Raw genomic sequence first — 19,251 nt, 5'->3', positions numbered from 1 at the left:
AAAAACCCTCCTACTATGTCCAACACACCGATTCGCATCCTATTGGTGGAGGATAGCCCTAGTGATGCTACTTTGCTGCGCCAAGTTTTCTCTCGCTTAGGTAAGGAAGGTTGGGACTTGGTACATGTTGAGCGGCTAAGTAATGCTATCCAGGCTTGCCGCAATCTCACAGTTGATGTGGTTCTCTTAGACCTGATTCTCCCAGATTCTGATCGATTAGACACGCTAGTCGAGTTCCATACAGCCGTACCCGATATCCCCGTTGTGGTGCTGACGGTAGTTAATGACGAGGAACTTGCCTTACAAGCCGTAGCACAAGGGGCGCAGGATTATCTCTTTAAGGAGCAAATCACTACTCAATCGCTTGTCCGTGCTATCCGTTATGCGATCGAGCGTGGGCATATTCTCAAGCAGCTACAGGCGAGTGAACAACGGTTTCGAGTGGTTTTTGACCAAACCTTTCAATTGATGGTGCTGTTGACACCCGAAGGAAATCTTCTGGAATTTAACCAGGCTGCCCTTGACTTCAGTCACGCTAATCAAGAAGATTGTCTGGGTCTGCCGCTATGGGAGATGAAGTGTTGGAATTACTCCCAAGCTAGTCAAGAGTGGTTGCAAACAGCTATTGCCAACGCCCGTGATGGTCATTTGGTTCGCGATGAAATCCAGGTGCGGGACGCTCTTAACGTAATGGTGTGGGTTGATTTTTCCCTTAAGCCATTAAAAGACGAAACCGGGAAAGTGGTGATGCTGATTGGGGAAGGCAGAGATATTAGCGACAAGAAACGAGCTGAAACAGAAATTCTTAACGCATTGGAACAGGAACGCGAACTCAATCAACTTAAATCAGACTTAGTTTCAGTTGTTTCCCACGAATTCCGCACACCACTAACTACTATCCGCTCCTCCGCAGAACTTTTGGAGCGTTATTGCCGGGATGTCATGGATGAGAAAAAAAGCAAACATTTTCAGCGAATTCGAGCTGCTATTAATCAGACAATTCAGTTGCTAGATGATGTGCTGCTCATCGGTAAGGCAGAGGCTGGCAAAATGGAGTTTAAGCCCGTTGCTATAGATTTAGTAGAGTTCTGTCGTAACTTAGTTGAAGAACTCCGGAGCAATTTCAACAGTCATCACAGTCTTACCTTTACCTGTCAAGGAGAATGCTCAAATGCCTGCCTGGATGAGAACCTCCTGCGACCAATTCTGACCAATCTGCTCTCTAATGCGGTTAAATACTCTCCTAAAGGTGAGACAGTGAATTTTGAACTCGCCTGTCAAGATGAGGTAGCGACATTCCGTATTCAAGATCAAGGTATGGGAATTCCGCCAGAAGACCTCTCTCGATTGTTTGAGTCTTTCTATCGAGCTAGCAATGTCGGCTCAATCCAAGGTACGGGGTTAGGACTATCGATTGTTAAAAAGTCTGTAGACTTGCATGGCGGTCAGCTTGCTGTAGAAAGCGCTTTGGGTATCGGTACAACGTTTACAGTGATGCTGCCGCTCACTAGTTATGCAATAGGCAGTTAGGCGATAAGGCTAAACTCAATAGTTATCGCGTTGATTTGTGCTATAAGACTACAGTAATCCTATCAGGGAATCGGTAATTCATTGTCATAGCGATCAACAAGCCGAAAGCACTTTTTATAGCAATCAGCAGTCAGCTTTGGGCGGTCAGCTTCCAGTGAAATAGGCTCCGGTTAAGGAACTCGGCTTCCGATGATGTCCTAACCTCAGTGGCTATTGCTATAGATAGGCTCTTGGCGATCGCGCCACACCACCAAAGATAATAGAAAGCTTCATCAAGAGGTTCATCACCGTGGCTATTGTTGTTGAAAATGTATCCAAACGGTTCGGTAGTTTTCAAGCTGTTGACCAAGTAAATTTAGAGATCAAAAGTGGCTCCTTAGTTGCCCTTTTGGGGCCATCCGGGTCGGGGAAATCCACATTACTGCGGCTGATTTCCGGCTTGGAGATGCCCGATAGCGGCAATATTTGGATTACTGGCAAAAACGCCACTCACCAAAATGTGCAAGACCGCGAAATTGGGTTTGTCTTTCAGCACTACGCTTTGTTCAAGCACCTAACGGTACGCAAGAACATTGCCTTTGGCATGGAAATTCGTAAAATGCCCAAGGCAAAAGTCAAGGCGCGGGTAGAGGAATTGTTGAAGCTAGTACATTTAGAGGGAATGGGCGATCGCTATCCTTCTCAATTATCCGGTGGTCAGCGACAGCGCGTTGCCTTGGCACGGGCGTTAGCAGTGCAACCGCAAGTTTTGCTCTTGGATGAACCCTTTGGAGCCTTAGATGCCAAAGTGCGTAAAGATTTACGCGCTTGGTTACGTCGCCTTCATGATGAAGTCCATGTCACAACAGTTTTCGTTACCCACGACCAAGAAGAAGCGATGGAAGTGGCGGATGAAATCGTCGTAATGAACAAAGGACAGGTAGAACAGGTAGGGACACCCGCAGAGATTTATGATAACCCTACCTCGGCGTTTGTGATGAGTTTCATCGGTCCGGTAAATGTCTTGCCTAGCACATCCCGGATTTTCCAGGATGGCGGCTTTGATTCTGCTAATCCAGAAATTTTCTTACGTCCTCACGATGTCATTGTAGAAACAACATCCAATGGTGCTAGCGCTAAAGCGAGAGTAACGCGGGTGATTCATCTAGGTTGGGAAATTCAAGCTGAGTTAACCCTAGAAGATGGTCAGGTCGTTACAGCACATTTGTCGCGAGAACGGTTTAAAGAGTTGAAGCTAGAGCCACAGCAGTGGGTGTATGTTAAGCCCAAGGATGCTAAGGCTTTCCCCCTACACTACTCAATTTAGAATTAAGAGCATGGATTTATTGATCTCTAATTCCTAGGAAAGGGGCATGGCAGGGTACTGCCCCTAAGGGTTTTGAATTTTGTAAATTATTGAATCCACCTTGCTGATTGAATTGAGTTCATGACGAACAGTACGCAAAGATAAGGTTTCAGCTTTAATGTATATCCAGGGATAGTTGTTTGTAGCTGATCGCCAATTTCAAAAAATCTGAATGCAAGTTGTTATGAACTGGTTTCGTCTGTTTCGTAGAAAGCGACCTAATTCTGGGTTAAGCTCGGTTTCCCCAAAGTTGGGTTTAAGACAGTGGCAGTCTATTGGGCAATTCTTAGGCTTATCCATTGCTTGCTGTGCGCTAATTGTCAGTTGTGGGGCACCAAAAACATCAACCCCGGTCGGTTCCTCTAGTCCGGCCACTGGCGCTAGTAGCGATCGCATTACCGTCGGCTCAATCGAGAAGCCACGGACACTTGACCCTGCCGATGGTTATGAAGTAGCAATTAGCGACATCATCACCAATTTAGGCGATCGCCTTTATACCTACGTCGGAGACACCGACAAGATCGAGCCACAACTTGCCACCGCAATGCCCAAAGTGAGCGCGGATGGTCTAACCTACACCATCCCCATACGCCAAGGTGTCACGTTCCACGACGGGGAACCGTTCAACGCCAAAGCAATGGCATTTTCCCTAGAACGGTTTAGCAAAAACGGCGGTAAACCCTCAGCACTGCTCTCCGACGTTATGGAATCAGTGGAAGCGACTGGGGATTACGAACTTACGATTAAACTTAAAAGCCCCTTTGCACCTTTCCCATCGCTACTAGCTTTCTCTGGAATGTCTGCTGTCTCGCCCAAAGCTTACGAAATTGGGGAAGGGAAATTTAAGCCAAATGAGTTTGTAGGAACAGGGCCGTATAAACTCGTTTCGTTTAATCCCAACCTCGTTAAGCTCGATGTTTTTGACAAATATTGGGGAGAAAAACCAGCCAATCAAGGAATTGACTTTCAATCTCTAAGTAGTTCCGCCAATTTATATAATTCCTTTGCAACAGGTGCATTAGACATTGCCTATCGAGACTTGGACTCTTCACAAGTTGTCAGTCTCAAAAATGATGCCCAATCCAAAGGATTTCAGGTTGTAAACAAGCCAAGTACTCGTGTTGACTACCTGGTGCTAAATGTCAAGCAAAAGCCACTCGATCAGGTAGAAGTAAGACAAGCGATCGCGGCAATGATTGACCGTCCCCTAATTATTGAGCGTGTCTACAAAAACCTCGCTGAACCCTCCTACAGCATCGTTCCCAACAGCTTTGAAACCAACGTACCCGCGTTTAAAGAACCGTATGGCGACGGCAATGTAGAAAAGGCGAAAGAACTCCTAACGAAAGCCGGATTTTCTAAAGAAAAACCCTTTGTGTTTGAGATTTGGTACTCCTCTAGTAACTCAGAGCGAGAGCAGATGGTAACCCTCCTCAAAGAGTATGCTGCCCAAAGACTCGATGGGATTATGCAAGTCAAACCGCAACCCGTCGAATCAACCACACTTTTCGCTAACGTTGCTAAAGGAATTTATCCGAGTTATTTAGTGGCTTGGTTCCCAGACTTTGGCGATGCCGATAACTACATTAGCCCTCTATTTGCTTGCAACAAAGGGTCAGCAGCAACAGGTTGTGAGGAAGGCGCAAGTCAAAGCCAGGGCTTCTTCTACTACAACGAAAAAATGAATCAGTTGATTCAGGCTGAACGCAAAGAACAAAACCCCGAAGCCCGCAAAAAAATCTTTGCTGACATCCAAACCTTACTGGCACAGGATGTCCCTTATGTTCCCTTTTTGCAGAAAGTTGACTACGCCTTTGCCCAAAAGCCAATAAAAAACGTTGAACTTAACCCAGTTCTTGGTTTGTCCTTCTGGGAGGTAGATAAACAAGCCTAAAAATTAGGGATGGGGAGATGGAGTGATCAGTGAAAAACTCCCAAAGTTTATGTATATTAACTTCCTACCTCCCCACCTCCCACTCCCCTACTCTCCCCACCTCTTCACCTTCCCAATAAAATGTCTCGTTCTCGCGCCCTACAGTATTACGTCCTAACCCGGCTACTTCTTGCCCCTCTCATGATGTGGACAATCGTCACGATTGTCTTTCTGCTGCTACGTGCCACCCCAGGCGACCCAATTGATGCCGTTATCGGTAATCGCGCTCCCGATAGTGTCAAAGAAGCATTTCGCGAACGCTTAGGGCTAAACAAACCTTTGCCGTTGCAGTACCTTAGCTATTTAGGAGATTTGCTGCGGTTGGATTTAGGCAGTTCAATTACTGATCAGGGTCGAGATGTTTGGGAAGTAATCCAGCAGTACTTTCCAGCTACCGTAGAAGTAGCGGTGTGCAGCATGATTGTGGCGCTGACTGTTGGAGTTGGCATTGGTATTCTTTCTGCTTCTCGCCCTGGTACCGCTTTTGACGTTGGGGGACGCTTGTTTGGGATTATCACCTATGCGCTTCCTGTCTTTTGGGCGGGCATGGTGCTGCAATTAATCTTTTCTGTACAGTTACGTTGGTTCCCGATTGGTGGGCGTTTTCCCCCCTCAGAAGTCGCTCCGGTTGGGCCAACGGGACTGTATTTAGTTGATAGTCTCCTAAGCGGTAATTTGGCTCAGTTTTTCACCACGCTCTACTATCTCACTCTGCCGAGTTTGACGTTGGGGATTCTTCTCAGTGGGATTTTTGAGCGCATTGTTCGGGTAAATCTCAAGCAGACACTCCAAGCAGATTATGTAGAAGCGGCTCGTGCTAGAGGGATTCAAGAAGGCAAAATTCTCATTAGCCATGCCTTGAAGAATGCTTTGATTCCGGTTATTACAATTATGGGCTTGACCTTTGCCTCTCTACTGGGGGGTGCTGTTTTGACAGAGGTAACCTTCTCTTGGCCGGGACTTGCCAATCGGCTGTATGAGGCAATTGAGCTGAGAGATTACCCAACTGTGCAAGGAATTATGGTGTTTTTTGGAACCATTGTCGTTGTCGCGAGTATCGCGATCGATATTATTAATGCTTTAATTGACCCACGTATCCGCTATTAATTGACTAAGAAAGGCAGAAGGCAGGCGGCAGAGGGCAAAAGGGTTATTGCTGGTATGTGGTCGTTTGGGTCGTTACATCTGTCCTAACCTTTATGGCAACAGCCATAACTTCTGAGTAAAGACAAATATAGACAAAAAAACGACCCTACCCAGTTGGCAGAGTCGCTGTTAATACCTATGAACTTTCTAGTATCGAGAAGCGTATGTCAAAAAGACTTAACTTTATCTCTAGCTATGCAATTCATAGATTAGATTAATGCGTTTAGTGCATAAAGTCAAAATAAAACCCCGCTACGACTAAGCGGGGGTTTTTACCTGAAGGCTTCTAGGTACACATACTTCCTGAGCCATTACCACTTATGCAGCCTCAACAAAAAAAATCCACTGGTTCTAGCATCCAGTGGAGAGTGTCTAAACAACTCAGTTACTTATATATCTGTTCTAGCGGTAGGTTTTATGCAGGACGCAGTGAACTGATGAAAAAAGAAGGGAGAGATTTTTTCAACAAAGGGCGATCGCCCTTTTCCCCTGTCACTCGCTCTTTGATACTCTAGGTAATTGTTTTGGCAACACAGACGACTATCATAAAAATAGTTAAAGAATCTTCATAAAACGCCGTGACTACACAACAACTAACATCGGCAACTTCTTTTGAAAAGCACTTTTGGACTTGGCAAGGCTACAAAATTCAATACACGGTTATGGGTACTGGCAAGCCCTTAGTACTCATTCATGGTTTTGGTGCATCAATTGGACATTGGCGCAAGAATATCCCTGTACTTGCTGAAGCTGGCTACCGGGTGTTTGCCATCGACCTTCTAGGATTCGGCGGTTCCGACAAACCAGCCCTAGACTACACCTTAGAGTTGTGGCAACAGCAGTTGAAGGATTTCTGGGAAGCTCATATTCAGGAGGCTACTGTATTTGTTGGTAACTCTATCGGAGCATTACTCAGCCTGATCGTGATAACGGATCATCCTGAAATTGCGGCTGGTGGAGTCCTGATTAACTGTGCAGGCGGACTAAATCACCGTCCCGATGAGCTGAATTTGCCATTGCGCTTGGTGATGGGGGCTTTTACTAAACTGGTAAGTTCGTCAACGATTGGGCCCTTCCTGTTTAACCGTATCCGCCAAAAATCTCGCATCCGCCGCACTCTTGCTCAGGTGTATCGCGATCGCGAAGCTGTTACAGAGGAATTGGTAGATTTACTTTATACCCCCTCCTGTGACCCTGGTGCCCAACGGGTATTTGCCTCAGTTTTGACCGCACCTCCTGGTCCTTCCCCAGTTGAACTGTTACCCAAAGTGCAGCATCCACTACTAGTCGTTTGGGGCGAAGATGACCCTTGGACACCGATTGCAGGTGCCGCGATTTATCAGCAGCAGCGTGAGACGGGGCCAGATGTCGAGTTTGTCGCGATCACCAATGCAGGTCATTGTCCCCATGATGAGAAGCCGGATGCTGTAAATCGGCTTATTATCGAATGGCTGGATAAACATCACGGAAACGTACCTATTTAATCCTTCATGAACCCTATCCTTGCTGGATTCCTTGCCAGCTTAGTCGCCGGACTGGCGACGGTTGTTGGTGCCTTTCCAATTTTGTTACCTCTCAACTTGACTCAAAGAGTGCAAGCAATCATGTTGGGGTTTGGTGGTGGGGTAATGCTGGCAGCAACAGCTTTTTCGTTGATTGTTCCGGGTACAGAAGCCGCGATCGCACAAGGGACAAGTCAGATAGGTGCGGCATTACTCATGGCAGTGGGTGTTCTCATGGGAGGAGTGTTTTTGATATTAACCAATAAATACCTCCCCCATGAACATTTTTCCAAAGGGTCAGAAGGGGTTAATCCGCAAAATCTCAGGCGTATTTGGCTGTTTATCTTTGCAATTACAATTCACAACTTTCCAGAAGGCTTAGCGGTTGGGGTCAATTTTGGCGCTGGCGATCCAGCCAATGGTATCCCTCTTGCGATCGGCATTGGATTGCAAAATATCCCAGAGGGTTTAGTTGTTGCCATGTCTCTGGTTGCTGAAAAATATTCAGCGATGTACGCGCTAGGGGTTACTCTTCTTACTGGCTTAGTGGAACCGATAGGGGGGTTAATTGGTGCGGCTGTAGTTGCGATCGCACAACCCATTTTGCCCTTAGGCATGGCATTTGCGGCTGGCGCAATGCTGTTTGTAATCAGCGGTGAAATTATTCCCGAATCACATCGTCAAGGTCAGGAGCAAGAAGCAACTATCGGTGTTATGGTTGGTTTCGTCGTGATGATGCTTTTAGATATTGGCTTAGGTTAATAATCTCGCTCAACTCAATGTATTAGACCTCTTGCATAAATACCGAAATAGAGGCTGAAAGTGTTGCTATTACGTGGCAAAAACCGACTTTTGCAAGAAGTCTATTATTGTATCGGTGAGGAAAAACCCGTACTCTATCAAGTCACAAACCACTATAAATCAGCAGTTAGCTGTGTTCTATCTCTAAGCGCTTTTGCTCTCGACCCTATGAAGGGATGAACATTACAGGCGTTGTTGGCTTAACGGATGCTCAACAATCCACACTGAAGATGTTGGGTGCTGTTGACAATAACCTCTTGATTAATCCTATTTTATCCATGACGTACCGTTAGCTGAGCCGTTTCATACCAAATCTCTTCATTGAGTTCCTGCTTAGGGTTGCTTAGATAAACTCCATAGCTCCAAGTGCTTGTTCTTGGGTAGAAGTCAATGCCAACAATGTATCCAATATAGCTATCTTCTGTCTTCACTTGTTGTCCAAAAGTATATTCAGGCTCAGTGAATGGCAATTTCTTGCTACTGCTAATCTGGGTATATATTAATGGGGCAAAAAGCAGGTTGAATTTTGAATCGAGTGCCTTTAGTTGCTCAGCTTCATACCAAATCTCTTCAGTCACGTCCTGCTTAGGGTTGCTTAGATAAACCCCATAGCTCCAAGTGCCAGTTTCTGGATAGAAATCAAGCCCAACAATGTAACCTATATAGTTATCATCTGTCTTCACTTTTTGCCCAAAGCTATATTCAGGTTCAGTGAATGGAAATTTCTCAGTGTTGGTAATTGGGGTACACATAAAGCTGTTTTGCTTACTCCTTTTCAGCTTGCTATTTCTCTCCTGAACTGGGAATTTATCATCAAGAATGGGAAAGTCACACATCAAAGATTTAATAGTTGTTCAAGCGCAATAAATGAAGCACTTAGCTGTTGGCAGGTCTAGTAGTCAATTTCATAAGCTGTTTTCAGATTTACTATGAAGGTTTCCATTAGCTATATCTTAAGACAGATGACAAGCTCTTAAACTCAGCCATTTTACGGATTTAGGTCTAGTACAATTGCTGAAACTGAGGACAGACGTTTAGCCTGAACTTATGGTATTTGAACTCGACCACCTCCTCATCTGCATCTCTAGGAAGCTTATGCAGGTTGAAATGGCGTGCCTGCCTACTTCGTCTAGGCTTTTCGTCTAGCAGCGTACCCTGTCGGTACGTTCCTTTTCTTTACTTGGGAGTATCAATCGCCTTGCCTTCCAGAGTTACCGAGTACAGCATTGCGAAAATAACTAAGTACCACTCGTCATTGATGGGGTTCGGAATTCGTCCCCTAGATAAGCGATTACCTGTAGTTGTTGCCACTGTGAATTCCAAACCCCTCTTAGGGTGACCTGTACTAAGCAGTTGAAATCCGCCAATCACACCAATCATCGACTTCACAAAACAGTTCAACCCTTTTGGATATCTTCTTAACCCTAAATTAAATAATTAAATTTTGTAAAAGATTTAGTCTTCTAGACATTTTTCTGCCTTTCGGAAGAAACAGTCTAATAAATAGTTATGCGATTCTTCATATAGGGGAAGCTATAAGTAAGCAACCTCTGCCTACTGTTACTGTTAGATTATTTCTTGAGATTCTTGGGAAGCCAAAATCAAAATCAAATCTGAAGTTACAAATGTAAACAAGGACTTAAGATGCCTAATTCTATTAATACTATCAAAGAGCAAATTACAACTGACCTTCAAAAAGCCAAAGAAGAAGGTAAATTGCGGAGTGAACGAGTTAGAGAAATTGTTCAATCTGCTGTATCTCAAGCTACTTCAGAAGTCAAAGAAGGCTCAACTGAAGTTCGTTTAATCATTAAAGAAGCTGTTACTACAGTCATTGAAAACTTTAAAGAGAGAGGCGGAGAACTCAAAGACGAGGTTACGGCTTCTCTTCATGGAGCAATTGAAGGTATTAGTGCATCCAAACGCCAAGCCATTGCCAAAAATCAGGCAGAAGTTCAACAACTACAAGCTCAGATAGATGCTGATGAGCAAGAACTTCAAAGCCAAATTGACAGTGCCTTAATTGACATTGAAGAAACGACCAAGGATACACCTTCAAGTACTAAGTTAGCAATTGAGTCAGCTATTAATTCTCTCAAAGATAGTGAAGAAGCAAATATAATGCGTAAGCGCTATGCCCAACTCCAAGCTCAACTTGCTGTTTTACAAGCTAACTTAGCGGCACGGTACGGAGAACGTTACGAGGATATTAAGAAGCATCTAGACGATGCTAAAACTTGGTATGAAAAAAGCCAACCTCAAGCTGAAGTGGCTGCTGAACAAGTCAAGCAAAAGCGAACGGAATTTGAAGACAAGCTAGGCGAAGCAGGTTCAGCACTAGCTAAGAAGGAACAAAGAGTCAAGCAGCTTTTGAAAGAATTATGGCAATCAGTGACTAGCGGTAGTTTAGATTAATTGAGTGATGTGTTTGACAACATGAATGCTACTGATCTTCTGGCTTAAGTAAGAAAAATTATCGCGTCGCTCAACCTTTGTGTGGGGGGCTTTCCAAGCCCCTAAGCAGGGTTTCTCTACAGAGTGATTAAGTCAATGATATTTTTTAAAAGATAGGCATTACCATCGCTAAGCAACAATATTCTCAGCGCTGCATAAACATAGCTCTGATTCTGCTTCATGCTATCCCAAACTCCAGTTACTGAAATTACTGAATAACCAAAGTCGCTCAAACAAATCCTATCTCTAGAACTGTTTGAGCGACTGCTACTGAAATCAGATTTTGGGTGATACAAGCCACAAGTTTTTATTGACAGTCCTTAGAAATCTCCTCTAGCAACTTTCTCTTCATGCTTGACGATTACCCAAAGGGCATGAATACTACCGGGAAGCCAACCTAAGAGTGTAAGTAAAATATTAATCAGTAGTGTTGGCCCAACCCCGACTGTCATGAAAATACCTAATGGGGGTAGAAGAATAGCGAGGACAATTCGTAATAAGTTCATATTGTTGATTCTCTGACTTTTTTCTAAAACTAGATTTAGCTTCATTGTTAGAGATAACTTAGCAATCAACCTCCGTCCTAAGGATTATTAGTGGCTAACTCAAATTATTCCCTCCAAAACTACATTTTTAGGGATTCTCGTCTGCAACCTATGTAACCTAAACGATACGGTTGTCCTTCATCCAGGTAGTTTACAAAACTATAAATTTTATAACGCTAAAAATCTATCTTCTTAGAGAGGCTAGTAGCTGATTTATTGCACAAGATGAGGATAGTTGAAGCAAAAATAAATCTTGTTGTTTGTAAAATTGAGGAAAAATATATGATTGGAACATTGTTGACTTTGTTAGCGACGGCGCTAAGTCTACTTGTGGTTGACTTAGTTGTTCCTGGAGTTGATATTGCTACATTCCCTGCGGCTTTAATTGCTGGTATTTCCATTGGATTGGTCAACTCATCAGTCAAGCCAGTTCTTTCCACACTATCTATGCCGCTCAACTTCTTGAGCTTGGGAGCCTTTTCGTTAGTTGTCAATGGTTTATGCTTCTGGCTAGCTTCGCTTTTTGTGCCTGGATTTAGAGTCGGCGGATTGCTAGCCCTTATCTTGGGACCCGTGATTCTGTCTTTCGTTAACACATTCTTGAGCAATTACTTTGCACAAAAGAATCCTGACCTCAAGATTGGTGGTGTTCAATCTACTCCTGACAAGATTGAAGCAGCGAAAAACAATGCTGAACTGAAGCTAGATTCAGCTAGACAAAAAGCTGAAGTCAAGACGGAAGCTTAACTCTATTGGTTAGAAGTTTTAAGCTAAAGTACCTTGCGGGGTTAATGGAAAATATCTAGTGACTTTATACCCCTTACTAGAACGATAAATTGAGCTTAACAAATGTAGGGAGCAAGTTATTCAACCTGCTCCTTTTCAATGCGTTCTTTGACACCTCTCTCTGTTTTGGGTAACTCTGCTAACGTTATCTGGATTAGTAGCGATCGCTTATTTGTTTCCTGACTAATAATCCTAAACTGTTATCGGTTATTAGCGAAATCTGTCTGCTAGAGCGAAACTATATGCTTGAGTTGATTCTTCCCATTATTTTTAACTAAATACATTAAATGGTCAGCACGCTGTATCATCGCATCAACTGAATTAGGCGGATTGATGAACGTAACAGCACCAATACTAAATGTTACAGACCATTTATGCGTTTCCATAGCCTCCCGAAGCTGCTTCTGAACCCGATTGGCAACAACTTGCGCTGGCTCATGTCCACTTCCTGGTAGGAGGATGACAAACTCATCACTGCCAATTCTACCCATAATGTCTGTCTCTCGAATACTATCTTTCAGAGTTTCAGCTACTATCTGCAAAAGTTTGTTGCCAATACTCTGCCCCAACTTGTCATAAATGCTTGTGAAATCATCAATATCTATATCAATTACTGTTATTGGGTGTCTATACCGGATAGATTTTTTAACCTCTAATCTTGCTAGTTCAAAAAATAACCGCTTGTTTGCTAATCCAGTTATATGATCGATACGGGCTATTTCTTTTTCTCTCTCCTTAGCAGCACGCAACTCAAATACTAGATAGCATACTGTTAAGAAAAACATTAATATAACAGTATTTTCCCAGTAAGAGCTAAGCAGAGCAGAGCCATTCGGCTGGTGGTTATTGTTTAGGCTAAATATAGCGACTACACTTGCAAAAGCTGTAATAATCCCTGCTTCTTTCTTGACAAACCAAGTAACAAACGAAATCGGCAATAGATAAAAAAATGACAAGGAAATTTCTGGGATAACGAGAGAATCAATCCCCCCAATTAAACTAAAAAGAATAGCTCCCCAAGTGGCTGGAACAATTTTATGATTATTTTCAAAATAGACTTTAACTTTTTTGCCAACCATCCTGAAAATATCCATGAAATAAGTAGATGCGTTTAAACAGTAAAAGATGTTACCCATAACCCATTTTGTAAGATACGGGATGATGACGCTAGGTGTACAGCGATGGCTTAAATGCGGAAAATTAACTGAGTAGTACGAATTTTTAACTAATATAAACTAGTATTTAAGCAGAAAAAAGGGATAGGTGAAATTCCCATCCCTCTATTTCTCGATAAATTCTTTACCTCACCTTCGGGCAAGCGATCGCTCGCTCTCCAACAAGATTACTGCCGCTGCGTGGGGAAGGCACCAGGTATGACCGTCAAATTAATGTCCTGTTGACTACGACGCAGCCCCAGTTGTAAATCTTTGCCCACTTGAGATTTCTCTACAGCACCTTGGACATCATCGGCTTGTTTCACTGGCTGACCATCAACATTCTTGATAACATCCCCAGCCCGTAATCCAGCCTTAGCAGCAGGTGAATTGGGCATTACCCTGGCAATCAGTATGCCTTCGTCTTCGTCCACACTTAAACCCGTGTTGGGATTGCTGTTGATATTCTCTTTTAACTCTGGTGTCAAGGTTACCATCTCAACACCTAAGTAAGGATGCTCCACCTTACCCTGACTCACCAACTGTTGGGCAATCCGTTGAGCGGTATTGATGGGAATTGCAAAACCTAAGCCTTGGGCACCCTGAATGATTGCCGTATTCATCCCAATCACTTGACCAGAGGCATTGAGTAGGGGGCCTCCAGAGTTACCAGGGTTAATCGCAGCATCAGTTTGGATGAAATCGACTCGCTTATCCGAGACACCAACTTGAGCGCTAGAACGACCTGTAGCACTGATGATACCAGTCGTTACCGTATTGTCCAGACCCAAGGGATTCCCGATCGCGATCGCCCATTCTCCGGGCTTAAGTTGTTCAGAATTACCCACGGGAACTGTAGGTAGATTGTTAGCTTCAATTTTGATTACTGCAACATCCGTTAGAGGGTCAGTTCCCATCACTTTACCCTGGAAGGTGCGACCATCCTTAAGAATCACATTAACAGTATCGGCACCATCAACCACATGGGCATTGGTAAGAATCTGACCGTTAGCGCTGACAATAAAACCGCTACCAGTACCTCGTTCCACTCGTTCTTGAGGTTGATTCAGAGAGTTATTGCCAAAGAATTGGCGGAACATCGGGTTATCCATGCCATCTGGAAGGCGAGTGTTAACCGTTCTAGACGCATTAATCCGCACTACAGCCGGCCCAACTTTTTCGACAACGTTGGTGACAAAGTTGCTGTCTTGAGGTGCTACCGCTTCAGCCCTTGGGATCAGCCCTGTTAAGGCATTAGCCGCAGGTTGACTGGGCAATGTAGCAGTAGGCAACTGGTTACGCGAGGCGAGGTAGCTACCGGAAAAAGTGACACCAGCACCTAGTAATACCAACGATAGATAGGTCGCTGCCTTTTTGAAAGGATTATTACGATGAGGTTTAGAGTTTTGAGTGTCTAGTACCATAAGATTCACTGAGGAGAGCGATTGAGCTAGATAACACGAGCCTTAACCGATGTCGCCTTAAAAACTCGATAAATTGGTAATTTATGAGTTGGCATCAGGTTCAGGCTTTTCGAGGTGTCAGCTGAATCTTGTTAAAAGATAAAAGACACAAACTTGATGGCATACAGCTGACATTTACCAATGTAGACAGCCGCTGTGACGCTTTTGTGTCAAGTGTGTTGCACTTGTATGAAAGTCGTAGGGTGATAACCGTCCAGTTAGAGAAATTGGGGACGCTGTAACTGAGTTTGCTCCAAGATATTTTCTAACGCTTGCCAATTTTCCTGCTCAACGAGTTCAATAATTTGGTCGAGGCTGTGGCGATAGGAAGTGAGCGATCGCAAAAGGCAAGCTTGATTATAACGCGCCATCATCACACCTAGTTCTGGATTCCCTCCACCAACGCGACTAGTATCCCGAAAGCCAGAACTAGCTAACTGTTGCGCTAACTCTAAAACTGTTGGGTCAGTCTCACTCTTACACGCATCAAGCAAACCTGCACTGACCATTACAGGTAGGTGAGAAATCCAAGCTACAGCCCGGTCGTGGTCTTCGGGGCGGCAGAAATAGACTTTGGAATTGAGCGATCGCACAAGCTCCTCTACAATGCTCACAGACGCGGGTGGCGTTGTCTCAATCGGTGTCAAAACATAAGGATTTCCTGTAAATAACCCTAAGATAGCTGCCTCAATTCCACTATTAGCTGTCCCTGCCATGGGATGTCCACCGACAAAGTTGTGCCACAAGGGAGTAACCGCCTCAACCACCATCGTCTTAACAGAACCGACATCAGTAACAATCACCTCTGGAGAGAGGTGAGGAATCAACTGCTGGACAGTTGGTGCGATCGCGGCGATTGGCGTACAAATAAAAACGACCTCTGCTGCTGCTAGGAGAGTTAGGTTGTCACTAGCATCATTGACGATACCTCGCTCAATTGCGATCTGACACGTTTTTGAATGGCGAGAAACTCCTAAGACTTGATGACCTAACCCTTTCAAGTCCAAAGCCAGTGAACCGCCAATCAGCCCCAGTCCTACAATGCCAATATTCATCGTCTAGCGTCATCAATCCACAGCCTATGCAACCATTAAATTAAGTTTTATGCAACGCTGAAACTGGAGGCAATAAGCGACGACTAGGTTTAATGAATGTCAGGGAAATTCTCAAAAACTATGCAGCAGGAGCGAGAAACTTTTATGCGGCTAACCTCGCTGAACTGAACTTGAGTGGTGTTAACCTCAGTGGTGCTGATTTAACGGAAGCCAACTTGAGTGTAGCTAACCTAAGCGGTGCTAACTTGAGTGGCACGAACCTAAGCGGAGCTAAACTCAATGTTGCTAGACTCAGTGGCGCAAATCTTTCTAACGCCAAGTTAATTGGGGCAAATTTCAATGTTGCCAATTTAATTCGAGCTGACTTGCGAGGAGCTGATCTAGCTAAGGCGGCATTAATTCGTGCCGAACTAATTCGTGCTGAACTAAGTGGCGTAAACTTGAGCGAAGCCAACCTTAGCAGTGCTGATTTGCGTGAGGCGGCGCTTAGACAAGCCAAGCTTAACCGTGCCAACTTGAGTGAAGCTAACCTGCGGGGAGCTTACCTGACTGGGGCAATTTTGGAAGGAGCTAATCTCAATGGAGCTGATTTGAGCCGAGCTGACCTCAGTGGGAGTAATCTTAAGAATACTGAAATCAGGCAAGCCAATTTAAGTAGAGCAAACCTCAGTGGTGCTGACTTGACAGGGGCGAACCTTCGCTGGAGCGACCTAAGTGGTACTGATCTGCGCTGGGCAAATCTAAGCGATGCGAAGTTAAGTGGAGCCAACTTAATTGGGGCTGACTTAAGCAACGCTAATTTGCTCAACGCTAGTCTGGTTCATGCTGACCTGACCCAGGCTAGGCTAATTAGAGCCGATTGGGTCGGAGCTGACTTGACAGGTGCTACGCTGACTGGCGCTAAACTTTATGCAGTTTCCCGCTTTGGTCTGAAAACAGAAGGAATGACCTGTGAGTGGGTTGACCTGAGTCCAGAGGGCGACAAGAGTGAGATTTTTCACCTCTCTAGCAACGGCTCCAAAAAGTTTTTCAATGAAACTCTGCCGATAGTACAGATTACTGTTGATGCTCCTTTAGATTTGGACGCTAATTTAGTTTTAGCTTCGATTTATCATCAAATTGCTCAGCTCTACCCAACGCTTCATACGGCTCCTAGCATTGAGATTGGTGCTAGGAAAACAGGGATTACCTTTCGGATTGATACTAATGCTGAATTATTTACCGTTGCTTATTGTGCAATTCTTCCCTTCAACGATGCCGCCGCAACTCATCAAAACATCATTGCGCTAGTTAACATTCTCTCCTCACAAGCCTTGGAAAATCTTGGCATCCAAGAGCGAGAGCGAATTAAGCAATTAGCGACAGCCTTAAGTCAAGCGATTGAGCAGATTGAAGCCATTAATCCTTTGCAGATTACCTCCAACCTGAAAGCGTCCACTAGCTTTTTCCAAGCTCCCACTCATACGGTTGTTAGCAACTCTAGCAACCAGAGATTGAATATCTATTATCACCCAGCGTTTGGTAAGCACTTGATGAATCAATCCAACTTGTCGGCTCGTTTTAGAAGCACTTCTCTAGAAACATCAGAATCAACGCTTCCTCCAGTCGGTTCAGTCCTGGAATTCATTCAATCGTTTGATTATGTGGGACAGTTGCATTAAGAGGAGTTCAGAAGGCTCATGAGATGAGTGGGATCTACATCTGGCAAGCTCTGTAGGGACGCGATCGCATATTGAAAGAAGTTCAGGAGAAGAATTCTGAACTCCTGAACTCCTGAACTTCTGTATTCTTCTTGTTCAAGATACTCCTTCCAGGGTTCAGTACAAGACCATCCAATTTCCCCTGGCATAATTAGAAAGGGCGTCATTGCCGCCCTTCCCTTGCTCTTATCGCAGTAAGAGCAACAGGTAAGGATTGCATGGCACGCTAGTGTTAATTTCTGAAGGCGTTGCGACGCTGCGGATGTGTGATTGAGGTAGAAGTCCATTCCTCCCTACGTGCCTTTCTGCGAGAGCAAGGTCAACCTAGCTGGCCCCATCATCTGACGATGGCGCGGTTGGTAGCACGCGCCTTGCGGTTGGGGCGTCCTGCCTTAATCCAGACCGGAAGCACTCACTCGTCATATTGTCTGAGTTACCTTGCCCCGGCATTGATGTGGCCCGGGCCAGTGATTTTAGTTGCTCCCCTAGCAATACAGCAATGGTTGCTGCGGGTGGAAATCCCCCGTCTACAACAGTGGATCGGCACTGATAAAGCGATACAGACAGGTGATAGTTTTCCGGATGAACGTTTCCAGGGGCTGCTGATTACCTCACCCGCCTCTTGGTTGGCAGACCGATTGGAAGGTCATAACTGGTTTCCTGTTGACATTCCTACCCTGATTGATGGTGCTGATGATCTAGAAACCTGGGCGCGTGACCAACTCCAAGCCTCGATTCAGCCAGGAGACTGGGACGAACTAATGCTGGGATGTCCCCAAAAGGCAGACTTGATTCGGGACATTCGTGTGCAGCTTACCAAGGCAATATTTCAGCACCCTCCTAACCCTTATGAGTGCTGTCTGATTGAGGCTCAAGAGCAAGATAGCTTGCGGTACTTGTTTGAAGTACTACATCCGGTGACGGATGAAGATCGATATCATTATCTACCAACACCCTGGAAGCATTTTTGGCATTGCTGGCAACGATCAGGTCAGTTGATGTGGGCAGAGATCGCGCGATCGCAAGGTCAGTTTTCGTTGTATTGTCAGCCGGTAGAAGTTGCGACCGCTTTAAGCCAAGTTTGGTCTAAGCAACCTGTTGTGTTAATTGGTGAGGCGCTGGATTTGGAGGCTTCGGCATCAGTTTACCGCCAGCAGTTGGGCTTGGGAGATTTGACTTGCTTGAAGTTCTCCCCAGACCGACACAGTGAACTGATTCAACTCTATTTACCCGATGGTCTACCGATGCCGAATACACCTCGATTTCAAGAGGCTCTGATTCAACAAGTTCGTACCCTTCTAACACTAAGTAGCAACGCTAAAGGGTTAGCGGTTCTCTTAGTGGGGGATGTTCCCTTAAAAGCGCAGTTGGGTGCAATTTTAGCCGCCGAATTTGGTTCGCGAGTGCAGGTAGAGAAGACTGATTTGGATGAGCGAGGTGTTCTGGTGACTGGCTGGGAGTTTTGGCGTTCTCATCAAACAATTATCCCCGCACCTCAATTGCTAATGATTGCTACGTTACCCATCCCGTCGCTGGAAAATCCGCTTGTGGCTGGTCAAGTCGCTTACTACAAGCAACAGCGTCTAGATTGGTTCCGCCTGTATTTATTACCTGCGGCATTAAGAGAATTACAACGTGCGATCGCGCCCGTGCGAGAATCTCAAGGTGTTGTCGCCCTACTAGATAACCGTGTAAACCATCGTAGCTACGGTCGTCAAGTTCTCTCAGCCCTCAGTCCTTTTGCTCGAATTAACTATCTCGAATCCAGTTGGTTCAGACCTGATACTCCAACTGCCCGAAACAAATGGCTTTGAGGATAACAAGAGTACAGAGATTA

17 protein-coding genes are annotated in these 19,251 nt (G+C 44.9%); 10 read left to right on the top strand and 7 right to left on the bottom strand.

Annotated features, from left to right (window positions below):
• Positions 1-15 precede the first annotated feature (15 nt).
• The 6 genes from H6F98_RS30445 (at position 16) to H6F98_RS30420 (ending at position 8,218) form a co-directional block, all read left to right on the top strand.
• On the top strand, positions 16-1,530 hold the full coding sequence (locus H6F98_RS30445) for an ATP-binding protein (protein WP_192222484.1): 1,515 nt from the start codon (positions 16-18) through the stop codon (positions 1,528-1,530).
• Positions 1,531-1,819: 289 nt separating this feature from the next.
• The gene (locus H6F98_RS30440; RefSeq protein WP_192222483.1) at positions 1,820-2,836 is read left to right on the top strand and encodes a TOBE-like domain-containing protein; all 1,017 of its coding nucleotides are present in this window, start codon (positions 1,820-1,822) and stop codon (positions 2,834-2,836) included.
• A 223-nt stretch (positions 2,837-3,059) separates the two neighbouring features.
• The gene (locus H6F98_RS30435) at positions 3,060-4,769 is read left to right on the top strand and encodes an ABC transporter substrate-binding protein (RefSeq protein WP_242058775.1); all 1,710 of its coding nucleotides are present in this window, start codon (positions 3,060-3,062) and stop codon (positions 4,767-4,769) included.
• Between the two features lie 120 nt (positions 4,770-4,889).
• Entirely contained in the window at positions 4,890-5,915 is a 1,026-nt protein-coding gene (locus H6F98_RS30430) for an ABC transporter permease (RefSeq protein WP_192222481.1), read from the top strand.
• A 617-nt stretch (positions 5,916-6,532) separates the two neighbouring features.
• Positions 6,533-7,438: an alpha/beta fold hydrolase gene (locus H6F98_RS30425; protein WP_192222480.1), complete on the top strand. Its 906-nt coding sequence runs from the start codon at positions 6,533-6,535 to the stop codon at positions 7,436-7,438.
• Positions 7,439-7,444: 6 nt separating this feature from the next.
• Positions 7,445-8,218, top strand: coding sequence for a ZIP family metal transporter (locus H6F98_RS30420; protein ID WP_192222479.1), 774 nt, complete (start codon positions 7,445-7,447; stop codon positions 8,216-8,218).
• A gap of 311 nt (positions 8,219-8,529) precedes the next feature.
• On the opposite strand, the gene H6F98_RS30415 is transcribed toward H6F98_RS30420, so the two are convergent.
• Both H6F98_RS30415 and H6F98_RS30410 read right to left on the bottom strand, forming a co-directional pair.
• Positions 8,530-9,009 (bottom strand): hypothetical protein, encoded by a 480-nt coding sequence (locus tag H6F98_RS30415; protein WP_192222478.1) that lies wholly within the window; start codon positions 9,007-9,009, stop codon positions 8,530-8,532.
• A 424-nt stretch (positions 9,010-9,433) separates the two neighbouring features.
• Entirely contained in the window at positions 9,434-9,646 is a 213-nt protein-coding gene (locus tag H6F98_RS30410; protein WP_192222477.1) for a hypothetical protein, read from the bottom strand.
• Between the two features lie 255 nt (positions 9,647-9,901).
• On the opposite strand from H6F98_RS30410, the gene H6F98_RS30405 reads away from it, so the two are divergent.
• A complete protein-coding gene (locus tag H6F98_RS30405; RefSeq protein WP_192222476.1) occupies positions 9,902-10,672 on the top strand; it encodes a histidine kinase in 771 nt (256 codons plus the stop codon).
• Positions 10,673-11,031: 359 nt separating this feature from the next.
• On the opposite strand, the gene H6F98_RS30400 is transcribed toward H6F98_RS30405, so the two are convergent.
• Positions 11,032-11,217 carry a YqaE/Pmp3 family membrane protein gene (locus tag H6F98_RS30400; protein WP_192222475.1) on the bottom strand — a complete coding sequence of 62 codons (186 nt, stop codon included), beginning with the start codon at positions 11,215-11,217 and terminating at the stop codon, positions 11,032-11,034.
• Positions 11,218-11,538: 321 nt separating this feature from the next.
• Here H6F98_RS30400 and H6F98_RS30395 point away from each other — a divergent pair, with 321 nt between their 5' ends.
• Positions 11,539-12,003, top strand: coding sequence for a phage holin family protein (locus H6F98_RS30395; RefSeq protein ID WP_192222474.1), 465 nt, complete (start codon positions 11,539-11,541; stop codon positions 12,001-12,003).
• Positions 12,004-12,269: 266 nt separating this feature from the next.
• Here the strand turns inward: H6F98_RS30395 and H6F98_RS30390 are convergent, their stop codons facing one another.
• From H6F98_RS30390 to H6F98_RS30380, 3 genes are all read right to left on the bottom strand, one after another.
• Positions 12,270-13,136, bottom strand: coding sequence for a GGDEF domain-containing protein (locus H6F98_RS30390; protein WP_192222473.1), 867 nt, complete (start codon positions 13,134-13,136; stop codon positions 12,270-12,272).
• Between the two features lie 248 nt (positions 13,137-13,384).
• Entirely contained in the window at positions 13,385-14,620 is a 1,236-nt protein-coding gene (locus tag H6F98_RS30385; RefSeq protein WP_192222472.1) for an HhoA/HhoB/HtrA family serine endopeptidase, read from the bottom strand.
• 257 nt (positions 14,621-14,877) lie between these two features.
• Entirely contained in the window at positions 14,878-15,714 is an 837-nt protein-coding gene (locus H6F98_RS30380) for a prephenate/arogenate dehydrogenase (protein ID WP_192222471.1), read from the bottom strand.
• Positions 15,715-15,806: 92 nt separating this feature from the next.
• Between H6F98_RS30380 and H6F98_RS30375 the strand changes: the two genes are divergently transcribed.
• The gene (locus H6F98_RS30375) at positions 15,807-17,375 is read left to right on the top strand and encodes a pentapeptide repeat-containing protein (RefSeq protein ID WP_192222470.1); all 1,569 of its coding nucleotides are present in this window, start codon (positions 15,807-15,809) and stop codon (positions 17,373-17,375) included.
• Here H6F98_RS30375 and H6F98_RS30370 read toward each other — a convergent pair.
• The gene (locus H6F98_RS30370) at positions 17,372-17,581 is read right to left on the bottom strand and encodes a hypothetical protein (RefSeq protein ID WP_192222469.1); all 210 of its coding nucleotides are present in this window, start codon (positions 17,579-17,581) and stop codon (positions 17,372-17,374) included. The two genes, H6F98_RS30375 and H6F98_RS30370, sit on opposite strands and share 4 nt — an antisense overlap.
• 99 nt (positions 17,582-17,680) lie before the next feature.
• Here H6F98_RS30370 and H6F98_RS30365 point away from each other — a divergent pair, with 99 nt between their 5' ends.
• On the top strand, positions 17,681-19,228 hold the full coding sequence (locus H6F98_RS30365) for a helicase C-terminal domain-containing protein (protein WP_192222468.1): 1,548 nt from the start codon (positions 17,681-17,683) through the stop codon (positions 19,226-19,228).
• The last annotated feature ends 23 nt before the right edge of the window (positions 19,229-19,251 follow it).

Origin of the sequence: Microcoleus sp. FACHB-SPT15, assembly GCF_014849525.1 — a bacterium.
Taxonomy (GTDB): Bacteria; Cyanobacteriota; Cyanobacteriia; order Cyanobacteriales; family Coleofasciculaceae; genus Symplocastrum; species Symplocastrum torsivum.
Note: the sequence above shows the minus strand (reverse complement) of the source record. Positions and strands in the feature narration are given on the sequence as shown.

What these genes read in the sequence shown, in the direction of transcription:
- H6F98_RS30430 (WP_192222481.1), top strand. Translation starts at nt 4,890, where the DNA reads ATGTCTCGTTCTCGCGCCCTACAGTATTACGTCCTAACCCGGCTACTT.
- H6F98_RS30415 (WP_192222478.1), bottom strand. Translation starts at nt 9,009, where the DNA reads ATGTGTACCCCAATTACCAACACTGAGAAATTTCCATTCACTGAACCT.
- H6F98_RS30435 (WP_242058775.1), top strand. Translation starts at nt 3,060, where the DNA reads ATGAACTGGTTTCGTCTGTTTCGTAGAAAGCGACCTAATTCTGGGTTA.
- H6F98_RS30380 (WP_192222471.1), bottom strand. Translation starts at nt 15,714, where the DNA reads ATGAATATTGGCATTGTAGGACTGGGGCTGATTGGCGGTTCACTGGCT.
- H6F98_RS30405 (WP_192222476.1), top strand. Translation starts at nt 9,902, where the DNA reads ATGCCTAATTCTATTAATACTATCAAAGAGCAAATTACAACTGACCTT.
- H6F98_RS30395 (WP_192222474.1), top strand. Translation starts at nt 11,539, where the DNA reads ATGATTGGAACATTGTTGACTTTGTTAGCGACGGCGCTAAGTCTACTT.
- H6F98_RS30385 (WP_192222472.1), bottom strand. Translation starts at nt 14,620, where the DNA reads ATGGTACTAGACACTCAAAACTCTAAACCTCATCGTAATAATCCTTTC.
- H6F98_RS30420 (WP_192222479.1), top strand. Translation starts at nt 7,445, where the DNA reads ATGAACCCTATCCTTGCTGGATTCCTTGCCAGCTTAGTCGCCGGACTG.
- H6F98_RS30375 (WP_192222470.1), top strand. Translation starts at nt 15,807, where the DNA reads ATGAATGTCAGGGAAATTCTCAAAAACTATGCAGCAGGAGCGAGAAAC.
- H6F98_RS30400 (WP_192222475.1), bottom strand. Translation starts at nt 11,217, where the DNA reads ATGAACTTATTACGAATTGTCCTCGCTATTCTTCTACCCCCATTAGGT.
- H6F98_RS30370 (WP_192222469.1), bottom strand. Translation starts at nt 17,581, where the DNA reads ATGACGCCCTTTCTAATTATGCCAGGGGAAATTGGATGGTCTTGTACT.
- H6F98_RS30445 (WP_192222484.1), top strand. Translation starts at nt 16, where the DNA reads ATGTCCAACACACCGATTCGCATCCTATTGGTGGAGGATAGCCCTAGT.
- H6F98_RS30390 (WP_192222473.1), bottom strand. Translation starts at nt 13,136, where the DNA reads ATGGATATTTTCAGGATGGTTGGCAAAAAAGTTAAAGTCTATTTTGAA.